Source organism: Aquimarina amphilecti (genome assembly GCF_900109375.1).
Classification (GTDB): Bacteria; Bacteroidota; Bacteroidia; order Flavobacteriales; family Flavobacteriaceae; genus Aquimarina; species Aquimarina amphilecti.
Window position 1 is genome coordinate 212090 of the sequence record NZ_FOAB01000001.1, and the last position, 21965, is coordinate 234054.

Annotated in this window: 18 protein-coding genes; all 18 read left to right on the top strand. The window is 30.9% G+C overall.

Annotated features, from left to right (window positions below):
- The first annotated feature begins 23 nt into the window (after nucleotides 1-23).
- The 18 genes from BMY33_RS00930 (at nucleotide 24) to BMY33_RS01015 (ending at nucleotide 21909) form a co-directional block, all read left to right on the top strand.
- Nucleotides 24-926, top strand: a complete 903-nt coding sequence (locus tag BMY33_RS00930; protein ID WP_091404241.1) for an aldo/keto reductase — start codon at nucleotides 24-26, stop codon at nucleotides 924-926.
- Nucleotides 927-1299: 373 nt separating this feature from the next.
- On the top strand, nucleotides 1300-2016 hold the full coding sequence (locus BMY33_RS00935; RefSeq protein ID WP_091404244.1) for a toxin-antitoxin system YwqK family antitoxin: 717 nt from the start codon (nucleotides 1300-1302) through the stop codon (nucleotides 2014-2016).
- Nucleotides 2017-2020: 4 nt separating this feature from the next.
- Nucleotides 2021-3253, top strand: coding sequence for a hypothetical protein (locus BMY33_RS00940; RefSeq protein WP_091404248.1), 1233 nt, complete (start codon nucleotides 2021-2023; stop codon nucleotides 3251-3253).
- Nucleotides 3228-3596, top strand: coding sequence for a hypothetical protein (locus BMY33_RS00945; RefSeq protein ID WP_091404250.1), 369 nt, complete (start codon nucleotides 3228-3230; stop codon nucleotides 3594-3596). The genes BMY33_RS00940 and BMY33_RS00945 overlap by 26 nt, the downstream gene beginning before the upstream one ends.
- The gene (locus tag BMY33_RS00950; RefSeq protein ID WP_091404252.1) at nucleotides 3589-4053 is read left to right on the top strand and encodes a PulJ/GspJ family protein; all 465 of its coding nucleotides are present in this window, start codon (nucleotides 3589-3591) and stop codon (nucleotides 4051-4053) included. The genes BMY33_RS00945 and BMY33_RS00950 overlap by 8 nt, the downstream gene beginning before the upstream one ends.
- Entirely contained in the window at nucleotides 4053-5195 is a 1143-nt protein-coding gene (locus BMY33_RS00955) for a type II secretion system F family protein (protein ID WP_091404256.1), read from the top strand. Before BMY33_RS00950 ends, BMY33_RS00955 begins: the two co-directional genes overlap by 1 nt.
- Nucleotides 5196-5282: 87 nt before the next feature.
- Entirely contained in the window at nucleotides 5283-5693 is a 411-nt protein-coding gene (locus BMY33_RS00960; protein ID WP_091406043.1) for a type IV pilin protein, read from the top strand.
- 4 nt (nucleotides 5694-5697) lie between these two features.
- Nucleotides 5698-6186 carry a hypothetical protein gene (locus BMY33_RS00965; protein ID WP_091404258.1) on the top strand — a complete coding sequence of 163 codons (489 nt, stop codon included), beginning with the start codon at nucleotides 5698-5700 and terminating at the stop codon, nucleotides 6184-6186.
- 2 nt (nucleotides 6187-6188) lie between these two features.
- Nucleotides 6189-7619: a GspE/PulE family protein gene (locus BMY33_RS00970; RefSeq protein WP_091404261.1), complete on the top strand. Its 1431-nt coding sequence runs from the start codon at nucleotides 6189-6191 to the stop codon at nucleotides 7617-7619.
- Nucleotides 7616-9535, top strand: coding sequence for a type II secretion system protein GspD (locus BMY33_RS00975; RefSeq protein WP_091404263.1), 1920 nt, complete (start codon nucleotides 7616-7618; stop codon nucleotides 9533-9535). Before BMY33_RS00970 ends, BMY33_RS00975 begins: the two co-directional genes overlap by 4 nt.
- Nucleotides 9535-10725, top strand: coding sequence for a PilN domain-containing protein (locus BMY33_RS00980; protein ID WP_091404266.1), 1191 nt, complete (start codon nucleotides 9535-9537; stop codon nucleotides 10723-10725). The genes BMY33_RS00975 and BMY33_RS00980 overlap by 1 nt, the downstream gene beginning before the upstream one ends.
- Nucleotides 10718-11245 carry a hypothetical protein gene (locus BMY33_RS00985; protein ID WP_091404270.1) on the top strand — a complete coding sequence of 176 codons (528 nt, stop codon included), beginning with the start codon at nucleotides 10718-10720 and terminating at the stop codon, nucleotides 11243-11245. The genes BMY33_RS00980 and BMY33_RS00985 overlap by 8 nt, the downstream gene beginning before the upstream one ends.
- The gene (locus tag BMY33_RS00990) at nucleotides 11229-12191 is read left to right on the top strand and encodes a hypothetical protein (protein WP_091404273.1); all 963 of its coding nucleotides are present in this window, start codon (nucleotides 11229-11231) and stop codon (nucleotides 12189-12191) included. Before BMY33_RS00985 ends, BMY33_RS00990 begins: the two co-directional genes overlap by 17 nt.
- Entirely contained in the window at nucleotides 12191-12679 is a 489-nt protein-coding gene (locus BMY33_RS00995) for a hypothetical protein (RefSeq protein ID WP_091404276.1), read from the top strand. The genes BMY33_RS00990 and BMY33_RS00995 overlap by 1 nt, the downstream gene beginning before the upstream one ends.
- A 385-nt stretch (nucleotides 12680-13064) precedes the next feature.
- The gene (locus BMY33_RS01000; protein WP_170836974.1) at nucleotides 13065-13583 is read left to right on the top strand and encodes an OmpH/Skp family outer membrane protein; all 519 of its coding nucleotides are present in this window, start codon (nucleotides 13065-13067) and stop codon (nucleotides 13581-13583) included.
- Between the two features lie 53 nt (nucleotides 13584-13636).
- Complete coding sequence (locus tag BMY33_RS01005; RefSeq protein ID WP_091404281.1) at nucleotides 13637-15028, top strand: autotransporter outer membrane beta-barrel domain-containing protein; 1392 nt, start codon at nucleotides 13637-13639, stop codon at nucleotides 15026-15028.
- Between the two features lie 32 nt (nucleotides 15029-15060).
- Entirely contained in the window at nucleotides 15061-15654 is a 594-nt protein-coding gene (locus BMY33_RS01010; protein WP_091404283.1) for a hypothetical protein, read from the top strand.
- Between the two features lie 21 nt (nucleotides 15655-15675).
- Nucleotides 15676-21909 (top strand): hypothetical protein, encoded by a 6234-nt coding sequence (locus BMY33_RS01015; protein WP_091404285.1) that lies wholly within the window; start codon nucleotides 15676-15678, stop codon nucleotides 21907-21909.
- Nucleotides 21910-21965 lie beyond the last annotated feature (56 nt).

The following is a 21965-nucleotide window of genomic DNA, read 5'->3' on the forward strand; positions in this document are numbered from 1 at the left end:
TCTCAGTTTAAAAGTTGAATAAAATGAATACCAAAATTTCAGAAAATGGACCTTTATTTTCTAGAATAGTTGCCGGATGTATGAATTGGGGAGAATGGGGAGCAAATTTAACTTCCGATGAATCTCTTAAACTAATTGAAGAATGTCTTGCGATTGGAGTAACAACTTTTGATCATGCAGATATTTATGGACATTATACAACTGAATCTTTATTTGGTCAGGCTATAAAAGGTAAGAGTTCTTTAAGAGAACAAATGCAGTTGGTTACCAAATGTGGGATTAGATTGGTAACATCTAATCGTCCAGATAATAATATTAAATCTTATAAGACTACCAAAAAGTACATTATTGAATCTGTAGAGCAATCATTGGTTAATTTGCAGACTGATTTTATTGATATGTTGCTAATTCATAGGCCTAGTCCTTTAATGGATCCCTCGGATATAGCAGAAGCTTTTGAGGCATTAAAATCCAGTGGAAAAGTACTTCATTTTGGGGTGTCTAATTTCACCACTTCTCAGTTTGATATGCTAAACGCTTCTTTTCCTTTGCAAACTAACCAGATTGAGATCTCACCACTGCAATTGACACCATTTATTGATGGTTCTTTAGATCAATGTATAAAACATAATGTAAAACCTATGGCATATTCTACACTTGCTGGAGGGAAGTTTTTTTCAAAACAACCTGAAGAAAGAGTGGTTAGAATAAATAAAGTAATCAATGACTTAATGCAAAAGTACAGTGTTCTTGCTGATCAAATACTAACAGCTTGGTTACTAAAACATCCTTCAGGAATATTACCAATAATGGGATCCACAAAAATAAACCGTATCCAATCTGCTGTAAATTCTGTATCGTTATCGATTACGGACGAAGAATGGTTTAGAATATGGGAAGCTTCTACAGGTTCTGAAGTTGCGTAATCACTTTTTATTTAGATATTAAAAAAGTTTTTGATTTATAACTTATACAAAATCAAAGGTTTATATTAATTAATTAGTGTTGATTTTTAATTAAAGTTTGCTCTTGTTTGAAAAAAATAAAAAAATCACCAAAATCATGGTAACATAATTCCTTCTAATGACACTTACATATAGCGAAAGTTTAGTTTATATTAAATAAGGTAGGCACTTAATTGGACAAACTATAGCTGAGAAATCAATGACTACGGTTTCATAGGGGTATGTGTACCGTAGTCATGTTTGTTGTATTTGTTTGATTATCAAAAAATTGTGTTTTTTTGTTCTTTTTTTCAAATGAAAGTAGTTTATTTGCAAACCCTAAAATTCACCCAAAATGAAGTTGTTATTTACTCTGATTTTTTTATTCGGATCTACCCAGTATATCAACAAGGATATAACTAGAAAGGTTATTTCTGATGATGATTATAATTATACATTCTACGTTTCTAATAAGAATACATCAAGTTATCAAGATTTTAAAGAATATCATTGGTATAAAAGTGGGAAAATTCATTCCTCTTTCGGAGGTGGTGATGGCCAAATTTTACACGGACACTATAATAAAACCTATAGAGACAATGGAATTGCGGAACAAGGGGGTTTTTATTATGGCCTTAAGAATGATACCTGGAGGAATTGGTATGAAAATGGAAAAATAAAAAATATATCTAATTGGCAAAAAGGATTTCTTTCAGGAACTTATAATGAGTTTACAGAATCTGGTGTTTTATTAGTTAGTGGGAAATATAAAAACAATAAAAAGCATGGTAGGTGGATTAGTCATAATACCAATGATACGCTTTATTTCAAAAAAGGAGAAAAAGTAATTAAAGAAGCCGCTGAAGAAGAAATTGAGGATGATAAGAAGAAGGGTATTATAGTAAAGACCAAAGACTTTTTTAAAGATATTTTCAGGAAGAAAACACCTGAAGAAAAAGAGAAAGCTAAGAAGGAAAAAGAGATCCGAAAGCAAAAGAAAGAAATAGACAAACGTAAAGAGTTAGTAAAAAAGAAAGAAGCTAGTAAAAAGAACACTCGAAAAAAACAATAAGTAAATGTTAAAAGCGGGTTCTTTATTATATGCTATTTACGTTTGTCTCATTATTGCTATTCTCAGTGGTGGACTTATGTACGTCTTCACAATCAATAAAACTTTAGCAACCAGACAATCTGTAAAAGAACAGCTTATAGATCGTTGTTCTTCTTGTTTTGATTACTTTTTGTCGAATTCCACATCATTGGGTAAAACAAATACGGAGCAAGTCGATTTATTTAATGATGGATTAATATGCGAATTCACAAAAGAAAGGTGGGGGATGTTTTCTAAATTATTGGGGAAAACTTTTTTTAAAAAAGATACAATTTATAAAAATTATATAATTGGAGAGGTGATTGATAGAGATCCAATAGCACTATATCTATGTGATTTTGGTGAAGAACTTAAAATTTCTGGTACTACCAAAATTGTAGGAAATGTTAAGCTTCCTAAGAAAAGATATAAAACTGTTAATATTTTAGGCAATCAGCATGCAAATAACCCAAAACTAGAAGGAAGTATTTCAATTTCCTCTCAAAACTTACCTAAAATAATTTCGCCAAAATTAGAATATCCAAAAAACACAGTTCAAATAACCTTAGCAAAATTAAAAGAAAATCAACCAATTCATAGGGGGTTTGATCAACCAACTGGAATAGTTTATTTAGAAAAAGGAGAGACGCTAGATAGATTGAATATCAAAGGGAATTTTATATTTAAATCTAGAGATACTATTCGTGTTGATAATACTTCAACAATTGAAGATGTTATTATTCAAGCACCAAAAATAGTACTGGAAGAAGGTTTTGAAGGAAGTTTACAAATTTATGCAGATAAAGGAGTTGATATAGAATCAGATGTCAAATTAAGATATCCATCTTGTATCGTAATAGAGGCTTCTACAAGAGATTATAAAAAGAAAATTAATATAGCTGAAGATGTAAAGATTTATGGTGGAATTGTAATCAATGGATCGAGTTTTAGAGAAAAGCAAAACAACTTTGTTTCCATTGATGAAAACTCTTTAGTGGTAGGAGATGTTTACTGTAATGGTATCATGGAATTAAAGGGGAGTATTATAGGTTCTTTGTATACACATAAGTTACAATTAGAAACTAGAAGTTCTAAGTATGCTGATGTTATCTTAAACGGTGTAATCGATGCTACAGAATTACCAAATAACTTTGTAAGATTACCATTATTTGGAAATACGGGAGAAAATAGACTTGAAAGAATTAAAAACATACAATAAATATTTCCTTAAAGGAAGTTCATTAATTGAATCGGTAATAGCCATTTCGATTATAGCTACTTGTTTATTAGTAGCGATTAGGTTGTACGCTGCCGTTTTAAATAGCAGCTCGTCTTTGAGTTCTTATAAAATAAAATTTACAGTAGCAGAACTACATAATGACGCTAAAATAACTAGTGATTTTGATGATAAATTATATGAATTTAAAACATATTCCATTCAAAAGAAAGTTGAAGATTTTCAAAGCAAAAAGGAGTTGAAGAATGTAAAATATATAGTACGAACAGCTTCAGATACTATTGTATATAACTATTTGTTAGCCAATAAAAAAAGCAATGAGTAAGGTAAGAGCATTTACCATATTAGAAATGTTAATTAACCTGACTATTATGTCAATCATAATGGGGTTAATATATTTTGCATATGCCTCATTTGTAAAACAGGTAATAAATTACCAAGTTTCTATAGATGAACAAAATGAATTGACAACAAGTTATGTACAACTAAGAACTGATTTTTTTAATGCAGAGAGGATTGTAAAATCTTATAAAGGATTTAAAGTGATTCCGTATAATAATAAAGAAATAGAATATAAAATTACGGATAAATATCTTATTAGAAGACAAGTTCATATGCTAGATACCTTGTCTATAAATAAGCTTACGATTTCGTCTGATTTTAATATCATTACGAAAGAAGACCTTATTACTAAAATGATCGTAGAAACGACGCTATTTGATGAACCAATAGAGTTTGTAATTGCTAAAGATTATGCTCCTAATCTTAAACTGAAATTGTAATGGGAATTGATATAAGTAAAATTCATAAAAACACTAATGTTAAGACAGAGAATAAATCATCTTCTGTTGGAGACTTCTTTAGCCAAGAATTGAGTTTTTCCAAAAAAATTGGAGCAAAGGAAAAAGTAGTGTTGTATAAGGATTTATCTACACTGCTTAATGCAGGTGTAGATTTTAAAACAGCACTTGAAATATTAGCAAATCAGCAGAAAAAGAAACACCTAAAAGAATTGATTTTAGAATTAAAATCCAAAATTGTAAAAGGAAAAAGCTTTTATGAAGCTCTAGAAAATACAGGGCTTTTTTCTTCATATGAGTATTTTAGTATCAAGATAGGTGAGGAGACTAAAAAATTAGATACTGTTCTGTTGGAGTTACATAAATATTTTAAACGTCAGATTAAATTAAGAAAACAAATTATCTCAGTGATTACATATCCGTCATTTGTTTTAGTATTGACTGTTGGTGTTCTATACTTTATGTTGACCTATGTAGTTCCAATGTTTAAATCTATATTTAATCAGTTTGATGGAGACCTTCCCGCATTAACAAAAAACATCATTGTATTGTCGGAAAAGTTCCCGACCATATTTGTAGGCATATTGGTTGTTGTTATAACTAGTATGTTTTTATTTAAAATATATGGACAGAATCCTTCATTTAGAAATATAAAATCAAAAATTATTTTAAAAATTCCTTTTTTCGGGAAACTAGTTAAGATGGTATATCTGGCAAGGTATTGTCAGTTTTTAGATTTACTATTGACTTCAAAAACTTCATTAACCGAATCGTTGGATATGGTGAAAAAGATGATTGGTTTTTATCCAATAGAATCATCAATTGATCCTATTAGGAATGACGTAATTAAAGGAATCCCTTTTGCGGCCGCTATGAAGAAACATAAAATCTATGAGTATAAATTGATTTCTATGGTAGAAGTGGCCGAAGAAATTAATGAACTGGATACTATGTTTTCTAGACTCGCTGATGAGTATGATGAAGAAGTAGAGCATAAAACTAAGATGATTGGAGTAATTCTTGAACCATTGATAATTATTGTCATTGGTTTAATAGTTGGTCTGATAATGGTGGCTATGTATGCACCAATGTTTGACCTGAGTAAAATTATAAATGGAAATTAAAAAATTTAGATTTTGTTAACACAATTTAATACTTTTGCAAACCCTAAATCTATCTTAATGAATTCATTAAGATTTTATAACAAACCTATGAAACGCAAAAATAACTGGTATGCTGCTGCATATTCTATGACAGAGATATTGATCGTACTATGTATTATTGGTATTTTGTTGCTAATGGTTCTTCCAAGTCAAACTTCTGTTATTACTCAGGCTAAATCCATAGAAGCGCAGAGTATGTTAAATCATCTTTATGGATTGGAAAAAAATTACTTTTTCAGACATTCTAAATACACAGCCGATTTTGATGAATTAGGTTTTGAGCCGGCCTTGACAATAGAACAAGGAGGACAAGCGGTATATAGAATAGAAATTATTGAAGCTTCTACAAATTCATTTAAAGCTTCGGCTACTTCTTTATCTGATTTTGATGATGATGGTAATTATAATACCTGGGAGATTGATCAAAAAAAGACGTTAAAAGAAACGGTTAAAGATTGATTCGTTGGATATTTTAATTCAAATAACCCTAATACTGTTACTAATTTTGGTATTTATTCAAGATTTAAAGCTTAGAGCTATCCATATACTATTGCCAGTTTTTATTTTAATTTTGGGATTGGTTACCTATTTTAAAGCTGGTTATAGTGTAATTGGATTGTTATATAGTTTAGCGTTTTTACTAGTTACTTTTGGAGGTCTATATTTGTATTTGTCAGCTAAAAATAGAAGATTAACTAATCCGTTTAAGAAGAACATGGGATTAGGAGATGTATTATTCTTTTCAGCAGTAATTCCTTTTTTCTCTCTTCATAATTATATTTTATTTTTTATAACGGGTATGTTATTTTCAATAGTTGGGTTTTTAATAATCAAATTAATTGTTAAAACGAATTTAGTTCCATTAGCAGGACTTTTAGCGTTGTATTTAGTATTGCTGAAAGTAGGAAGTTATATAGCAGGGTTTGATATTTTTTTTACTAATCTTTTATAATTATGGATATAGTAAAAGAAATAATACTAAGTACAGAGGAACAACAAATCATTAGCTCGGATTTGGCACATAATTATCAGATTGTTCCTAAAGAAGATACTGCTAATCTAATAAGTTTTTTTATATCAGAATCAGCCTCAAAAGAAACTGTTAAGGATGAGTTAGAGTTGATTTTAGGGAAAAGTATAAAGTTATATACAGTTTCTATTGATATTATAAATAGAGCTTTAATATTATATTATAGAAAAGGTAAAAGAGATACTGGTCAAGACAATTCTAATACTGAAAAGTTCAAGTTTGCTTCTCAAGATTTTTTAGAAGAATTAATTTTTGAAGCAAAAGATATTGGAAGTAGTGATATCCATTTTGAAGTTTTTAAAGACGAAGCAAGAGTTAGATATCGAATAGATGGTAAACTTACTGAAAAATATAAAATTGAAAGAGATAATTACTTAGAACTAGTTAATAAGATTAAGATTAAATCAAATCTTGATATTACGGAAAAGAGATTACCTCAGGATGGCCGTATTAATTATGATGATTTTGATATAAGAGTTTCCATTTTACCGACTTTACATGGTGAAAAAATAGTAATGCGAATACTCGGAAGAGATACTGCTCATCTTAGTATGGATAAATTGGGAATGGCGCAGAATGAAAAAGAGTTGTATCTAGAAGCATTAAAGGCATCCAAAGGAATTATTCTTATTAGTGGTCCAACAGGGTCTGGTAAAACAACTACGTTATATGCAAGTTTAAAAGAATTAAATAAAGTTACTAGCAATATAGTTACTGTAGAAGATCCTATAGAATATACGCTGAAAGGTATTAACCAAGTGCAACTAAGAGAAGATATAGGGTTAACATTTACGAATGCACTTAAGACATTTCTTAGACAGGATCCTGATATTATTATGTTAGGAGAGATAAGAGATGGAGCTACCGCAGAAATGGCTATTAGAGCAAGCCTTACGGGGCATTTGGTACTATCGACTATTCATACAAATTCTGCATTAGGAACAATTTCTAGATTAATAGATATGGGAGTTCCAGCTTTTCTTATTGCAGAAACTTTAAAGATTTCTGTAGCACAAAGGTTGGTAAGAAAATTATGTAATACTTGTAAGGAATCTGCAGTACTAAAAGGGAATGAATATAATAATGAAACTTTTGATGGTATTAAAGAGCATTGGATATCTAAAGGGTGCGAAAATTGCCATTATACTGGTTATAAAGGAAGAACTGCTATTTATGAAATTATACCTATAGATAGCATATTGACTCAAGAAATAAAGAAAAACTCAACAAATCTGGAAGAATCTATTTCAGATTATAAAGAATCGAATTTGTCGGGGAAAGCAATTCGATTAGTACAAAACGGAATAACATCTATTGAGGAAGTATACTCAATTATTATAGAAAATAAGGGATGATAAGAAAGATACTATTGATTAGCTATTTACTCACAATTAATTTCTTGTGCGCACAGAATGCACCAGTAACTATTGAAGAAAAATTAAATGAAATAGCTCAAACGAAAATAGGTTTAGAAGAAGTAACTCAATTGGATGTTTCTGGTTTAACATTATTTGAAATTATAACCTCTCTGGGAGAAGAGCATCAACTTAATGTTGTGGCGGATTCTGGACTAAGTCAAATGGTTACAAGTAACTTTTTTGATGTCAAAGTTAAAGATGTTTTTCTCTTTTTAATTAGAACCTATGATTTGGATGTGGAGTTTATGAATAATATTATTGTTTTTAAACAACGTGAAATAATTAAGCAAGCGCCAAAGCCAAAGCGAAAAAAAGAATTAGATATTCGTTATAGTAAGCAAAATGATTTTCTTTCTGTTAAGCTTAAAAATGATTCCTTACCATCTGTAGCGGCAAAAATCACAGAATTAACAAATAAGAATGTTGTGCTTGCGCCAGATGTTAAAAGTATGAGTGTTTCTGCATATATCATAAATAGACCTTTTGATCAGGTAATTGATATGATAGCTAAATCAAATCAGATGATTGCAGAAGTAGATGAAAACGGATTTTATTTTCTAACAAAAGATATAGAAGTTCAAACTGCATCAAATACGAACCCTAGGAATAATTCAAGAAGAAGATCATCAAGAACTTCTAATAAAAATGTTTCAGGAGATTTAGATATCAAATTACAGGATAATGGTTATTTAAGTATCAAAGCATTTGATGCTAATGCAACTGAAATTATTACGAAAGCTGCTGAGTTATTACAGCTTGGTTATGCGATGTATGATAAACCAGATGAAATTATCACTACTATTTTTTCTGAAGAAATAGATTTTGATAGTTTATTGAAACATATATTTAGAGGAAAAAAATTCGCAGTTAATAGGTCAGATGAATTTTATTTAATAGGTAAAGAGACTACAGCTGGTCTTAGAACAACAGAGTTAATCCAATTAGAAAATAGAACTATTGAATCCGTATTAGCAACACTTCCTAAATCTTTAACGCAAGATGTAGAAATCCAAGAGTTCGTAGAACTTAATGGAATGCTTGTTTCTGGATCTCAACCAGTGATTATGGAGTTAGCTCAGGTTATCCGAAAACTGGATAAAGTAGTTCCACTAGTACAAATAGAAGTATTAGTTGTTCAGTATAATAAGTCTTATGATATTCAGACTGGTTTACAGGCAATTCTTGGGGATGGATCTGAAGATGTGAAAACACAAGGAAATATTTTCCCTAATACAGATGTTACTGTTAACTCGGGTACTATCAACCAATTAATAGATGCGTTTAATGGACTTGGAATTATTAATATAGGAAAAGTAACTAAGAATTTCTATGCTAATCTAAGTGCTTTAGAAAATAATTCTATTGTCAATCTAAAATCTACTCCTAAGATAGCTACATTAAGCGGTCATGAAGCTAGTATTTCTATTGGAGAAACAGATTATTATTTTGAGCAAACTAACAGATTGATTAATACAGGAGTAAATGATAATATTTTGCAATCTGGTCAATGGAAACCTACTGAAGCGAATTTAAGTGTAAATATAAAACCATTTGTTTCTCTTGATGAGCACGTTACTTTAGAAATTGCCGTAGAGAAAAGTGCGTTTCTAGGAAGAGCAGGAGAAAGTGCTCCTCCAAGTAAATCCACACAAAAATTTGAATCATTGATTAGAGTGAGAAATAATGAGATGATATTATTAGGGGGGCTAGATGAATTAGAGCGAGAAAACTCTGGTAGTGGAACTCCTGTGCTATCAAGAATACCGATTATTAAATGGTTTTTTAGTAGTAAGAGAAAAGCCAGAGATAAATCTAAATTACACGTATTTATTAAGCCTACAGTAATATATTAATGATCTATAATATTCTAAATAGTATCCTTTTAGGGAATAAAATTCAATCTGTTCAAATTCGATTAGATGGCGATCAGAAAGATTTTAATTTTATCGAACTTCATAAGAAGAAGAAGAGTATATCTATTATTAATCGTTATTCTACAAAAAGCTTTGAGGATTTGATCACTAAGCTATCTAAAAATAAACCAGTTATACTTTCTATAACAGGTCAGGGAATTTTATCTAAGAAAGTGAAAAATGAAAAGGGTTTTCAATCAAAAATATTATTTAATGCTGACCCTAATGATTTTTATTGGAATGAATATATAGAAGAAGAAGAAATTTATGTTTCCGTAGCTAGAAAAGATATTATAGATAAAGAAATAGCTTTGTTTGATAAAGTTCAAATTCCTATAATTGATTTCACTGTTGGACCGTTCATAAGTACATCTGTTAAGCCTCTTATAGAAGAAGATACAATACATACGGATACTACTACTTTATATTTTGAAAAAGAATCCTTGTTAGATTTTGAACAAAAAAAAGGACAGGATGTACTTGAATATGTGGTTGGTGATGAAATTATATTTAATACTGACATTCTTGGTTTTGCAAGTACACTTAATTATTTATATCCTAATGATAAAATTATTTCAGAGACTAGTTTAATAGCTTCTAGAAGAGAAGAATTTAGATATAAGAAAGCGTTTAATATCGTAGGAGTTTTTACGTTATCATTTTTTTTAGTATCCCTATTGTTAAGCTATATATTATTAGGTAATTATCAAAGTGCACATCATAAAATACAAGTGGCTTTAGGTGAACAAAATGTAGCATACTCTAAATTAGTTTCTTTAGAAAATGATAAGGAAAATAAAGAAGCAATATTAAATCAATCAGGGCTCAGTGATAGTAACTTTTTAAGTTTTTATATATCCAAAATAACTAAAGAAGTTCCTGACGAAATTAATTTAAAAGTATTAACTGTTTTTCCTGCGAAGTCAAAGATTAAATCAGAACAACGAATTTATTTTGAAAACAATGTGATCGAAATAGAAGGTTATGCTCAATCAAATGATCAGTTCTCATCCTGGATAAAAGTTCTTAAAACTGAGCTCTGGATTAAAAACTTAGAAATTATTTCTTTTCAAAGAGAAAATAGAACGAATTCTTTTAAAATCAAGCTAATATTGAAATTTGATGTTTGAAAACATATCATATAAGAAGAAGTTTTTTGCTCTACTAGCACTTATGGTAGTTTTGGGTATTACTGCTTATAAAAGATCTTTCATTATGACTTTGGATGCTTCTCAATTATTAGAGGAATCTAAGGTTAAACTGGAGAAAGTTAGTAACTCGCAACAACGCATTACCAATTTGATAGCAGAGGTTTCTTATCTAGATAAATTAATAGGTAAAGAGGTAGCAAATCCAGATATAGTTCAGCAGGAGATTCTAAATACATTTACAGATATAAAATCAGAGACAAAACTAGTAAAGTTAGAATCTATTCATAAAGCAAGTGATGAATATTTCAATATTTACACTAATAGATTGATTCTTACCGGTGATTATGGAGATTTACTGAAAACCACATACAATTATGAAAAGTTTTTTGATTTTTCTAGAGTGGTTAGTTTGCGATTTTACATAGAAAAAGAACCAAGAACAAGAAGGGAAAAATTATTTGAACAAATTATATTTCAGAATTATGAGAAAATACGTTAAGTATATTACAATTGCTTACATAGGCTTTTTTATAGGCTGTGATGATATTATTGAAGATGATATTACAAATGATATTGTAACTACTGTAGCTCCACAGGATATGACACAAATAGAAGGGAATTCTGTTCAGTTTAGATGGAATCAAATAGATGGAGCAGATGAATATCGGATACAAATAAATAATCAAAGCTCAAATGCAATTATTTTGGATTCTTTAGTGAATACTACGCTTTTTAATTATGCGATGAATCCAGGTACTTATCAATGGAGAGTAAGAGGAGAAAATTTTGCTTATGATACAGCATATTCTTTTAATTCTTCATTTTCTGTAATCTCATCTATAGATCTTTCAGGGCAAACAGTATTGTTAAATTCGCCTTTAAATAATTTATATACAAATGATGTTGCAATTACATTTTCTTGGGAAGGTATAAGTACAGCGACTTTTTATAAATTTCAAATACTAAGGGTTGATGGTTCGGAGGAGACTGTGATTTTTGAAGATCAAAATGTAGTGGATACATCCATAACTATAGGTAATACAATAATAACAGAAGATGCAGAGTATATATGGCAAGTAAGTGCTGAAAACGATACAAGTTTTACAGATTATTTCCGAAGAACATTTTTTATAGATACTCAAAATCCAGTATCACCTAGTTTAATTACCCCGGCAGTTGGTCAAAACTTTACAACTAGTCAAGAAGTTAATTTTACTTGGAATTTCAATAATGATACAGGTACTATTCAATCAGGAATTATAGGAACAATCCAAATAGCTTCAGATGAAAACTTTAGTAATATTGTTTTATCAGAAAGTAATGCTACAGGAAATTTTATAAATACTTTTGATACTACAGGAGCCTATTATTGGAGAGTTAGGGGAGTTGATGAAGCAGGAAACACGGGAGACTATAATGCCAGTGGTCAATTTAATGTGAATTAATGCAGAAGAAAAAGGTAAATAAAATTTTAATTATTGCTGTCTCATTGATTTGGGGAGTGGTGCTATACAAGTTTGCCGCTCCATACTTTTTAACCAACGATATTGTAGTTACAGCGGATACACTTGTGAGTCCTCCTAAATTAATTTTGCGTAAAAAGGATACTTTCGATCTCAACATTCCACATCGAGATCCGTTTTTGGGGAAAATAAAGAAGCAGAAACGGGCAAAAGTAGTTACTTCTTTAAGAAGTGCAAAAAAAAATCAATCAAGTAAAAATATGCCAAAAAATTGGCCTAGAATCGAATATTTAGGATTCATTAAATCTCAAAAAAGTAAGTCAAAGTTAGGGTTGTTGCGAATTGATGGTATTTTGAAACGGGTTCGTAAAGGAGATGAGGTACAGGGTATTAAAATTAAGAATATTTCACAGGATAATATATCAATTCAACTAGGCAAGGATACAAGGGATTTCGGGAAACTAAATTAATTAAAGAATCTTTTTAATACATTACTTGATGTCTATTTAATTTGTAATAATTGACTTTATGTAAAATAATACATTTTGCTAATGAGAATTTTTTGATTTGCTAGCCCTTTGTTTTCAGCTGTTTTATTTTTTTTAGAAAAATAACTGAATTCCTGTAGTAACATTTTTGGTAGTAATGACACTTACTTATATAGGTTAATATTGTAATTGTTTAGTGTTGAATATAATAATTAAATAATTTTCATTAAGATATCTTACAATATGTAAATAATACAAGTTTTAATCAAATTATAACAAATAATTTATCACTTTAAAAAAGTACGGTATTAACGTATATTTTTGTTTTTTTTAACATATATTTGCCCTGCCCAAAATAAATAACATCTTGAAAAAAAAATACACTTCGTTGCTTATAGTATGTAATGGTTTGCTAGTAATTGCATTACTTACTTTATTATCAATTCATTTTTTTAATAAATCAAAAGTTGAGTCTAAGATTACCTATATAGATAATGTTAAATTATTTAATGGTTTTAATATGTCTAAAGATTTGGGGAGGATTAACAATGAAAAGATCGAAAAACAGAAGAAAATATTAGATAGTCTTTATACAATTTACTCAATCTTCACAAAAGAAAGCAATTTAGAAAAAGCAAAAGAAATTGAGAATAGCTTGAGAAAAGAGGATCAAGAGTTAAGAAAAATTAATGATCATTTTTCTAAAGAAGTGAGTCAACAAGTTTGGAATCGATTAAATCAATATATAGAGGAGTATGGAGAGTCAAATAAATATGAAATTATTCTTGGTACCCAAGGGAATGGTAATATTATGTTTGCTCAAGATGGAATAGATATTACGGAAGAAGTATTAGAATACGTTAATAATAAATACGAAGGGAATTAATAAAATTTATTGGAATCAATAGTTGCGTACATACGCGAATTAAAAGTGAATTTATGAGAGTGATAACTACTAAATTATTTGTGGTATTTGTTTTTACTTCAATTACCATTTTTGCACAAAACAATACAACAAATCAAGGGACAAATTCGGGTGATCAAGGAAATAACAACAGTTTTTTTGGCGCTAATTCTGGAAGGGATAATACATCAAATAATAATAGTTTTTTTGGTGCTAATTCTGGTCAAACCAATACAACAGGGCAATCAAATGTTTTTATAGGTAGAAATTCTGGTCGAAATAATGTGGAAGGAAGTAATAATGTTTTTAATGGAAATTCTGCAGGATTTAATAATGCTACTGGAAATTTCAATACATTTTTAGGGACATTCGCAGGTAGAGAAAATATAGATGGACGACGAAATGTGTTCATAGGCGGTAATGCAGGAAGAAATGCGGTAGGAAGTGGTAATGTTTTTGTAGGATATAGAGCTGGTTTTAATGAGTTGAATAGTAATAAGTTGTATGTAGAAAACACGGATTCTGATATTCCTTTAATTTATGGAGATTTTACTACAGATCAATTGGGTGTTAATACAAATTCAATTCCTGATGGTTATAATTTTGCTGTGGGTGGTAATACGAAAATTAGTAATAATATTTCTATCGATGGTAATATTGGAGTCGGCGCAGATTCTTTTGATGGGGTAAAAGCTTATGTTAAGCATGATGTAACCACTGCACCGACCTACGGAACAGCTTCACTTTTTTCGTTTGCAAGCTCATCACATACAACTGGAGAACTTAGTAAAGTAAGAGGAGCTTGGTTTTTAAGCTTAAACAACAGTACTGGTATATTAAATGAATCTATGGGTATTGATGTTGGGGCAGGTAATGAAAGTAGTGGAACAGGAATTGTAAATAATGCATATGGAATAAATGTGGATGTACAAAATGGTACCGGTACAGTCGAGAATGGTTATGGTCTTTTTATAAAAAGAGTACAAGCAAATAATTCATATGGTATTTATCAGCAAGGAGAAACTACGCAAAATTATTTTGCGGGTAATGTTTCTATAGGAACTACCTTGGATGATCCGGATTATGCATTAACTGTAAAAGGAAAAATGCATGTTCAAGAAGTGAAAGTTGATTTACTAGGTGCTATCGCACCAGATTATGTATTCTATAAAGATTATAATCTTAAAACGTTAGAACAAGTAGAAGCATATATTAATCTAGAAGGACATTTACCGAATATTCCATCAGCATTAGAGATGGAAGAAGAAGGAGTGAACCTTAAAGAAATGAATATGAAATTGCTGGAAAAAGTCGAAGAACTTACTTTATACACTATTGCTCAGGAAAAAGCAATAAAAGAACAGAAGGAAGTAAACCAAAAGCTGGAAAATCGTTTGGAAAGGCTAGAAAAACTGTTGCTAAAATAATCCAAAAAAAATAACCTTAATTTTTTAGAATTATGATGTTCAAAAAGGAATTTGTCTTCTTTTTGATAGGGATCTTACTGGTTATTTCCTGTCAAAGAGAACAAAAAAGAACAAAATCAGAATCAGAATATAAGCTTTTTAACCTTGAACAAGCAGGTTGGAAATCTAAATCAATTTCGCATTTATTTTCTGATATAACATATAAAAGTACGTTGGTTCCATTACAATATTATATTCTAAAAAATCAAGGAGTAAATAATTTGGAAAAAGTAGATTCTATTTATGAATCCTTAAAAAATGAGCGAATTATAGAAATTGAGTTCCAACAAGAAAATGAAGATGATTTACTGAAAGACATATATACCAATAGGGATTACGAAACCTCTGTAAAGTATATGTCTTTTTATATTGAAAAAGATTTTAAAGTAGTAACGCAAAAAGGAGATACGATTAACTGTTCCGGAGTAACATTCGAACGTAATTTTAAAGTAGCACCATTTAAAAGATTGTTACTGCATTTTGGTAATATTCCAGAAGAAGAAAATATTAAGCTTATTTATCAAGACAATTTGTTTGGTAATGGATTAATGAAATTTAATTTCAAAGAAACACCTATTAAGTTATAAAATTATAACACACTAAGTGATATGATCAATACAATACGAAAAAGTAAGGTTACAAAAGTCATTGCAAGTTATTTGGCAATTCAGATGATTATTCAAATGACACAACCTATGCAATTATTTGCCTTGACCAGTGGTCCTTCTCAACCAGAATTTAATGCGTTTACTCCAATTGGAACTTCTGATATGGTGGATTTGTCTTCAGGAGATTTCGGTTATAATATTCCAGTGATGGATGTAGGGGGATACCCTCTTAACTTAGCCTATAATTCTGGTGTAAATATGGATCAGGAATCTTCTTGGGTTGGTTTAGGTTGGAACCTTAATGTTGGACAGATCAATCGACAAGTACGTGGTATTCCGGATGATTTTGATGGTGATGAGATTACGTATGAGAATAATCTTAAGGATAATCAGACTATTGGTGTGACCATGGATGTAAATGCTCAGATATTTGGTATTGAGGCATTAAAGGGAGGAGCAGGTCTTACTATTGAGCATAACAACTATCAAGGAATCACTTTTAAACCATCATTTGGGTTAAATTTTGCTGTTTCTGATCATGTAAGTGTCGGTATGAATTTATCTTCTTCTGCTGCTGATGGAGCAACAGTGACACCTAGTGTTAGTATTAGTGCAGGAAAAAATGATAAAGATAAATATTGTAATAATGCTTTAACAGGTGGATTAAGTTTTGGCGCTCCTTTCAATTCTAGACAAGGATTGACATCTTTTAATATGAGTGCTTCAATAACCAAAAATAAGGAAGTTTACGATAAATATATGAAGTTTGATGCTGATACCAAAGGAGGATACAGAGGTGTAGGACTTGGCTCATCAGGATCAGGAAGTGTATCTTTTATTAATAGTACTTTTAGTCCAACCAAACGAACTGCTTTTAAAAATACTGGTCTCACCTTTGGTATTTCTGTAGGAGGAGACCTTTGGGGGGTTGATGGAGAAGTAGGAGTAACAGCTTATGGAAATAGACAAAGTCTTGCTAGAAAAGTTAATATAGAGAAAGCCTATGGGTACGAATTTACGGAGAATGCCACTCGTAATGATATCTTAGATTTTAATAGAGAGAAAGAAGATATCGTCAGTAAAAATACACGAGTACTTCCTATGGTGAATTATTCTTATGATATCTACAATATCAATGGACAAGGAATTGGAGGCATGTTTCGTCCTTTTAGAAGTCAGACAGGGTATATTTTTGATCAATTTGTAAATGATGAGAGTGATAGTAATTCTGGTGGAGGAGAAATAGAGCCTGGATCAGGTATTCATATTGGGTTAGATTATAAAAATTCGCCTTCAGATAGTCATACTGGGGTATGGGAAACTAATGCAACCCAATTTTTAAAAGAAAGAGAATTGGATGATCCTACCTATGAGAAAGTTTATTTTAAATCAATAGGAGAATTATCTGTAGATCAAGAAAAAGAGTTGTTCCAGAATACGTTAGGAGGCTATAATGCGATGGCGTTGGCAATTGATCAGCCTGGAGGTAATACAACTGCTTTAGGAAGAAATAATAGTTATGGTAAGTATGCTGCAAATCGTTACAGAGTGAAGAATTTTGAAAATGACGGTGTCAATTATAACTATGATGAAGTGGTTTTTAACCAACCAATTCAGAGAAAAAAGAGAGAAATTCGTAATCAATCAATTCAACCAGTAACGGTTCGTGATGCAGATAAATTCGACTTAGGTACTTTTAAGACTAATGAACATGCCAAGCCTCATCATAAAGCAGGTATGAAAATATTACAGGCAGATGGTTCTACATATACGTATGGAGAAACTGCATATAATATGGAAAAAGAGGAAGTCTCTTTTTCTGTAAACGCAGTTGGTGATTGTGCACTAGGTAATGTGGCAATTACGGGAGATGAGAATACAAAAAATAATAGCAGTGGTTTAGATCACTATTTTAGTAAAATTGCAACTCCAGAATTTGCTCATACCTATTTATTATCAAGTGTATTATCTTCAGATTATGAGGATAGAAAAGGAGATGGTCCTACTGATGATGACTTTGGTGCCTATACCAAGTTTAACTACGAAACTACTGAGGATACATATCAATGGCGTATACCTTATAATAAAGCTTCGTTTAATGCAGGATTAAATTCTGATAAAGTAGATCAGAAAGGAAGCTATGTCTATGGTAAAAAAGAATTAAAATATATTAACAGTATTGAAACAAAGACACATGTTGCGGTGTTTCATTTATCTAATAGAAAAGACGGGCGGGGTGTTACGAGTGATAAAGGAGGAGGAAATGCTAGTAGCTCCGCATATATGCAAAAAATAGACAGTATTTCTCTATACTCTAGACCAGAATATATAAAATATGGAGAAGAGACTTCTCCAATAAAAACAGCTCATTTTATTTATGATTACTCTCAGTGTCAGGGAATACCAAATAACCTAGGTGGAACTTTAGATGAGAACGAATTGGATTATTATGATGAAGAAGACCAACTATCTAATGAAGGTAAGCTTACCTTAAAAAAAGTGTTTTTTACATATCGAGATTCTAAAATGGGTAAGTATACTCCATATACTTTTAATTATGGGACAGGAACCTATGATCAAAATGGTAAATGGATACAGAATAATGTTTCTAATCCTATATATAATTTAAAAGGGTATGATATCTGGGGTAATTATAAACCTAATCAAGGAGGTTGCAATGTTAATGATGAAATTACTGCACCAGAATATCCATATGTAGAACAAGGGGATAAGGAGCAACAAGATATATTTGCGCAAGCTTGGAGTCTTACTTCTGTAGAATTACCATCAGGCGGAAGGTTACAAATGACATATGAATCAGATGACTATCAGTATGTTCAGGGGCGTAAAGCCATGCAGATGTTCAAAGTCATTGGCGCCAGTAGAACTGTCAATGGTGCTATTGACGATAAATTATATACGCCAGGCTCGTATAATGGTAATTCTGATGCTAAATATTTAGTAGTAGAAGTTGATAATAATGTTAATACTATAGCTGATTTTAAAGAGAGGTATTTAGGTGAATATATTGACAAGCCAGTGTTCTTTAAGTTTATGGTGAATATGTCTAAATCAGGAGGTACTTCAAGTCCTAATTTTTCTAAAAATGAGTTTGATTATGTAACTGGCTATTTTAGAATTGATAAGGAAGCTTTAAATGATGATATTATATTTGATTCTCCGTCAGTACCAGGTAGGAAAAATGTAGCCATACCTATGAAAATGTCTGATTTAGAAGGTGGAATCAATGGAAGTGGAAAAAATGTAAACCCAATATCAAAAGCAGGATGGTATTTTGGAAGAAAATACCTGAATAGATTGGTTTATGGTATGAAGCTGACTAATGATAGTCAAAATGCAGGAGATGTAGCACAAGAGCTAGTAAAAAGTTTTGGAGGAATCATAGAGATTTTTAAAGGACCTAACGGTAGGCTAAGAGATAAAGAGTTGTGTGCAAGACGTTTTATTCCGGAGAAGTCTTGGATACGTTTACAACACCCTGACGGGAACAAACTCGGAGGAGGTTGTAGAGTAAAACAACTTCTATTAGAAGATCAATGGGATAAAATGTTAGATGTTAGTGGTAATGATCCTAATATTGAAAGATACACCAAAAAATATGGTCAATTATATGAATATAGTCTAGAAGAAGATGGAACTTCTAGTGGAGTTGCAACTTATGAACCTTTAGGAAGTAAAGAAAATCCTTTTGTAGAGCCATTTTATAACAGAGGAGATAAAGTGAGACCTGAAGAGGTGAGCTATGTAGAAAAACCATTTGGTGAATCATTTTTCCCTTCACCAACAATTACCTATAGTAGAGTAACTGTTAAAAATTATAATCCTTCGGAGGATATAAAACAACACGCTACAGGGAAAGTGGTTAATGAATTTTTCACTTCAAAAGATTTCCCAACAATAGCTGACTATACAGATATTGATAATCCTGCTAACTGGAAGTCTAATGATAAAGAGGTAGTAGCAAATGTTTTAAAAGGACTTTTTGGACTTAAAGTATCTGTGAAATCTGAGCTTACATTGTCTCAGGGGTTTGTAGTTCATACAAATGATATGAATGCAAAAACTAAGTCTCAGAGTGTATATAATGAATATGATGAGTTAATTTCTGGAGTAGATTATAAATATAGTACAAGTGATGAAGATAAAAGCAAGTTAGATAATAACCTAGTTACTATATCAAAAGATGGATCTGTTGTAGAAAGAGAAATTGGAGTTCATTATGATGTAATCAACGATTTCAGAGAGAATTATTCAAAATCTACTGTATTTGGGATTCAAGGTAATGTGGCAACATTGATAATTGGGATTTTTCCAATTATAATTCCTACAGCTCCACCAGAGAGATCAGAAATTATATCTACGTTACATACTACGACAACCACTAAGGTTATACATACAACTGGGATTTTAAAAGAAAAAATTGCAAGAGACTTAGGGTCAGAAGTTAGTACAATCAATGAAGCTTGGGATGCTAGTACAGGTCAGGTTCTTTTAACAAAAACAGTTAATGAATATGATGACCAATACTACAATTTTAATTTTCCAGCATATTGGGCTCAGAAATATGAAAATATGGCGCAAGCCTCAAGAAATATTGGTGCTACTGGAAAATTGATAAAAAATGGAAATTACTTTAGTGATAATACTAATGTAAGAGAATTCTTTAGCTTAGGTGATGAGTTATTAGTTGATGGAGGAACAGATCCTATAAGAGCTTGGGTTATTGGTTTTGGCAACTCAGATAGAGGAGTTCGTCTTATGGATAGAGATGGAGGTCTATTAGATAAAGATGATAGATTTAATAATGATATCACTTTTAAAATTATTCGTTCAGGTTATCGAAATCAGCAGTCTGCTAATATGACTTCGATTACTATGATGAGTAATCCTATAGAAGGAAAAATAGGAGGAACGATTACAACATCTGATTTTGCACAAAGTGATGATACAGAGACTGGTAATTTACGAATTATCAATGCAAGTGCAGTAGAATATGGTGATTTTTGGAATGGTCAATGTGAGGGAGATTTAAAAAGTCTGCATGAAGATGATTTAGGGAATGTAGAGATCAGTAGTTATGGTTTTAATCCTTATTTAGAGAATATAAAGGGAGAGTGGAGAGCTAAAAGATCATATGCATACTTAGTAGAAAGATCTAAAATAGCGGAAGGTAATAGTAGTGAAGCATTTAATAGAAGAGAAGGATATTTTAAAAGTTTTGAACCTTTTTATGAATTGGAAAACGGAGCTTGGAAAATGATTATTCCTGATGATTCTAAGCAATGGACTTTTGCTAGTGAAGTAACACAGTATAGTCCTTATGGTGCAGAAATTGAAAATAAAGATGCGTTAGATAGATATTCTACAGCGCAGTATGGGTATAACTTTACATTACCTACTGCAGTTACATCCAATAGTAGATATCGATATATGGGAGCTGATAATTTCGAAGACTCCTATTTTAGAAATGCATTAGGGAGTCATTTTAATTTCCGAGAAGCAATTGATAGAGATGGTGAAGAAGGTATTGGAATTACTGAAGAAACTTCTCACTCTGGACGATCTAGTTTAATAATTCCTGTGGGAAGTAACGGGAGTGCAGATCAGACTACAAGTCTTATAGGAGAGTTAGAGGATAATTTAGATCCTGATGATGATCGCATTACAAATATTGAAGAAGAAATTGACGGAGAGACCAACCCTGCAGACAATTGTCCCTATGAACCTAATAATGATCAATTGGATTATGATTGTGACGGAATTGGAGATGCTTGTGATGATGATGCGATACCAGCAATAACAAATTATGATGTTAGTAAACAAGCGAATTTTGGAAGAGGTTGTTGGGCTAAAATGGCATACATAAGAGTGCAAGGGAACCCAAACGAAGTTATACACTACAAAATCACTCCAATAAGAACAGGAACAACAGGTTGGTATTCGTATTTAAACGATGAACTTATTAGATCCGAAAAGGAAGGGACAATTACTTTAGATGCTTCTGGTAAAAAAGATATAGAGTTTGAAGTTAATGCTAATAGAAGAAATCGCAGACCAAGATCAAGCGTGAATGAAATATTAGTATCATTTACTTTAACTAGTGCAGTAAAATCTTGTCGAAATAATAATAATGACGAACGAGTAGAAATAGGTATTCCTGTTTTAGTAGATCCTTGGGGATACAGAAGATGTAGATCTGGAAATGGAAGGTAAAATAGATTAAAATAGGAATAAGATTATTTAGAAAATATTAAAAATTATATCAGATA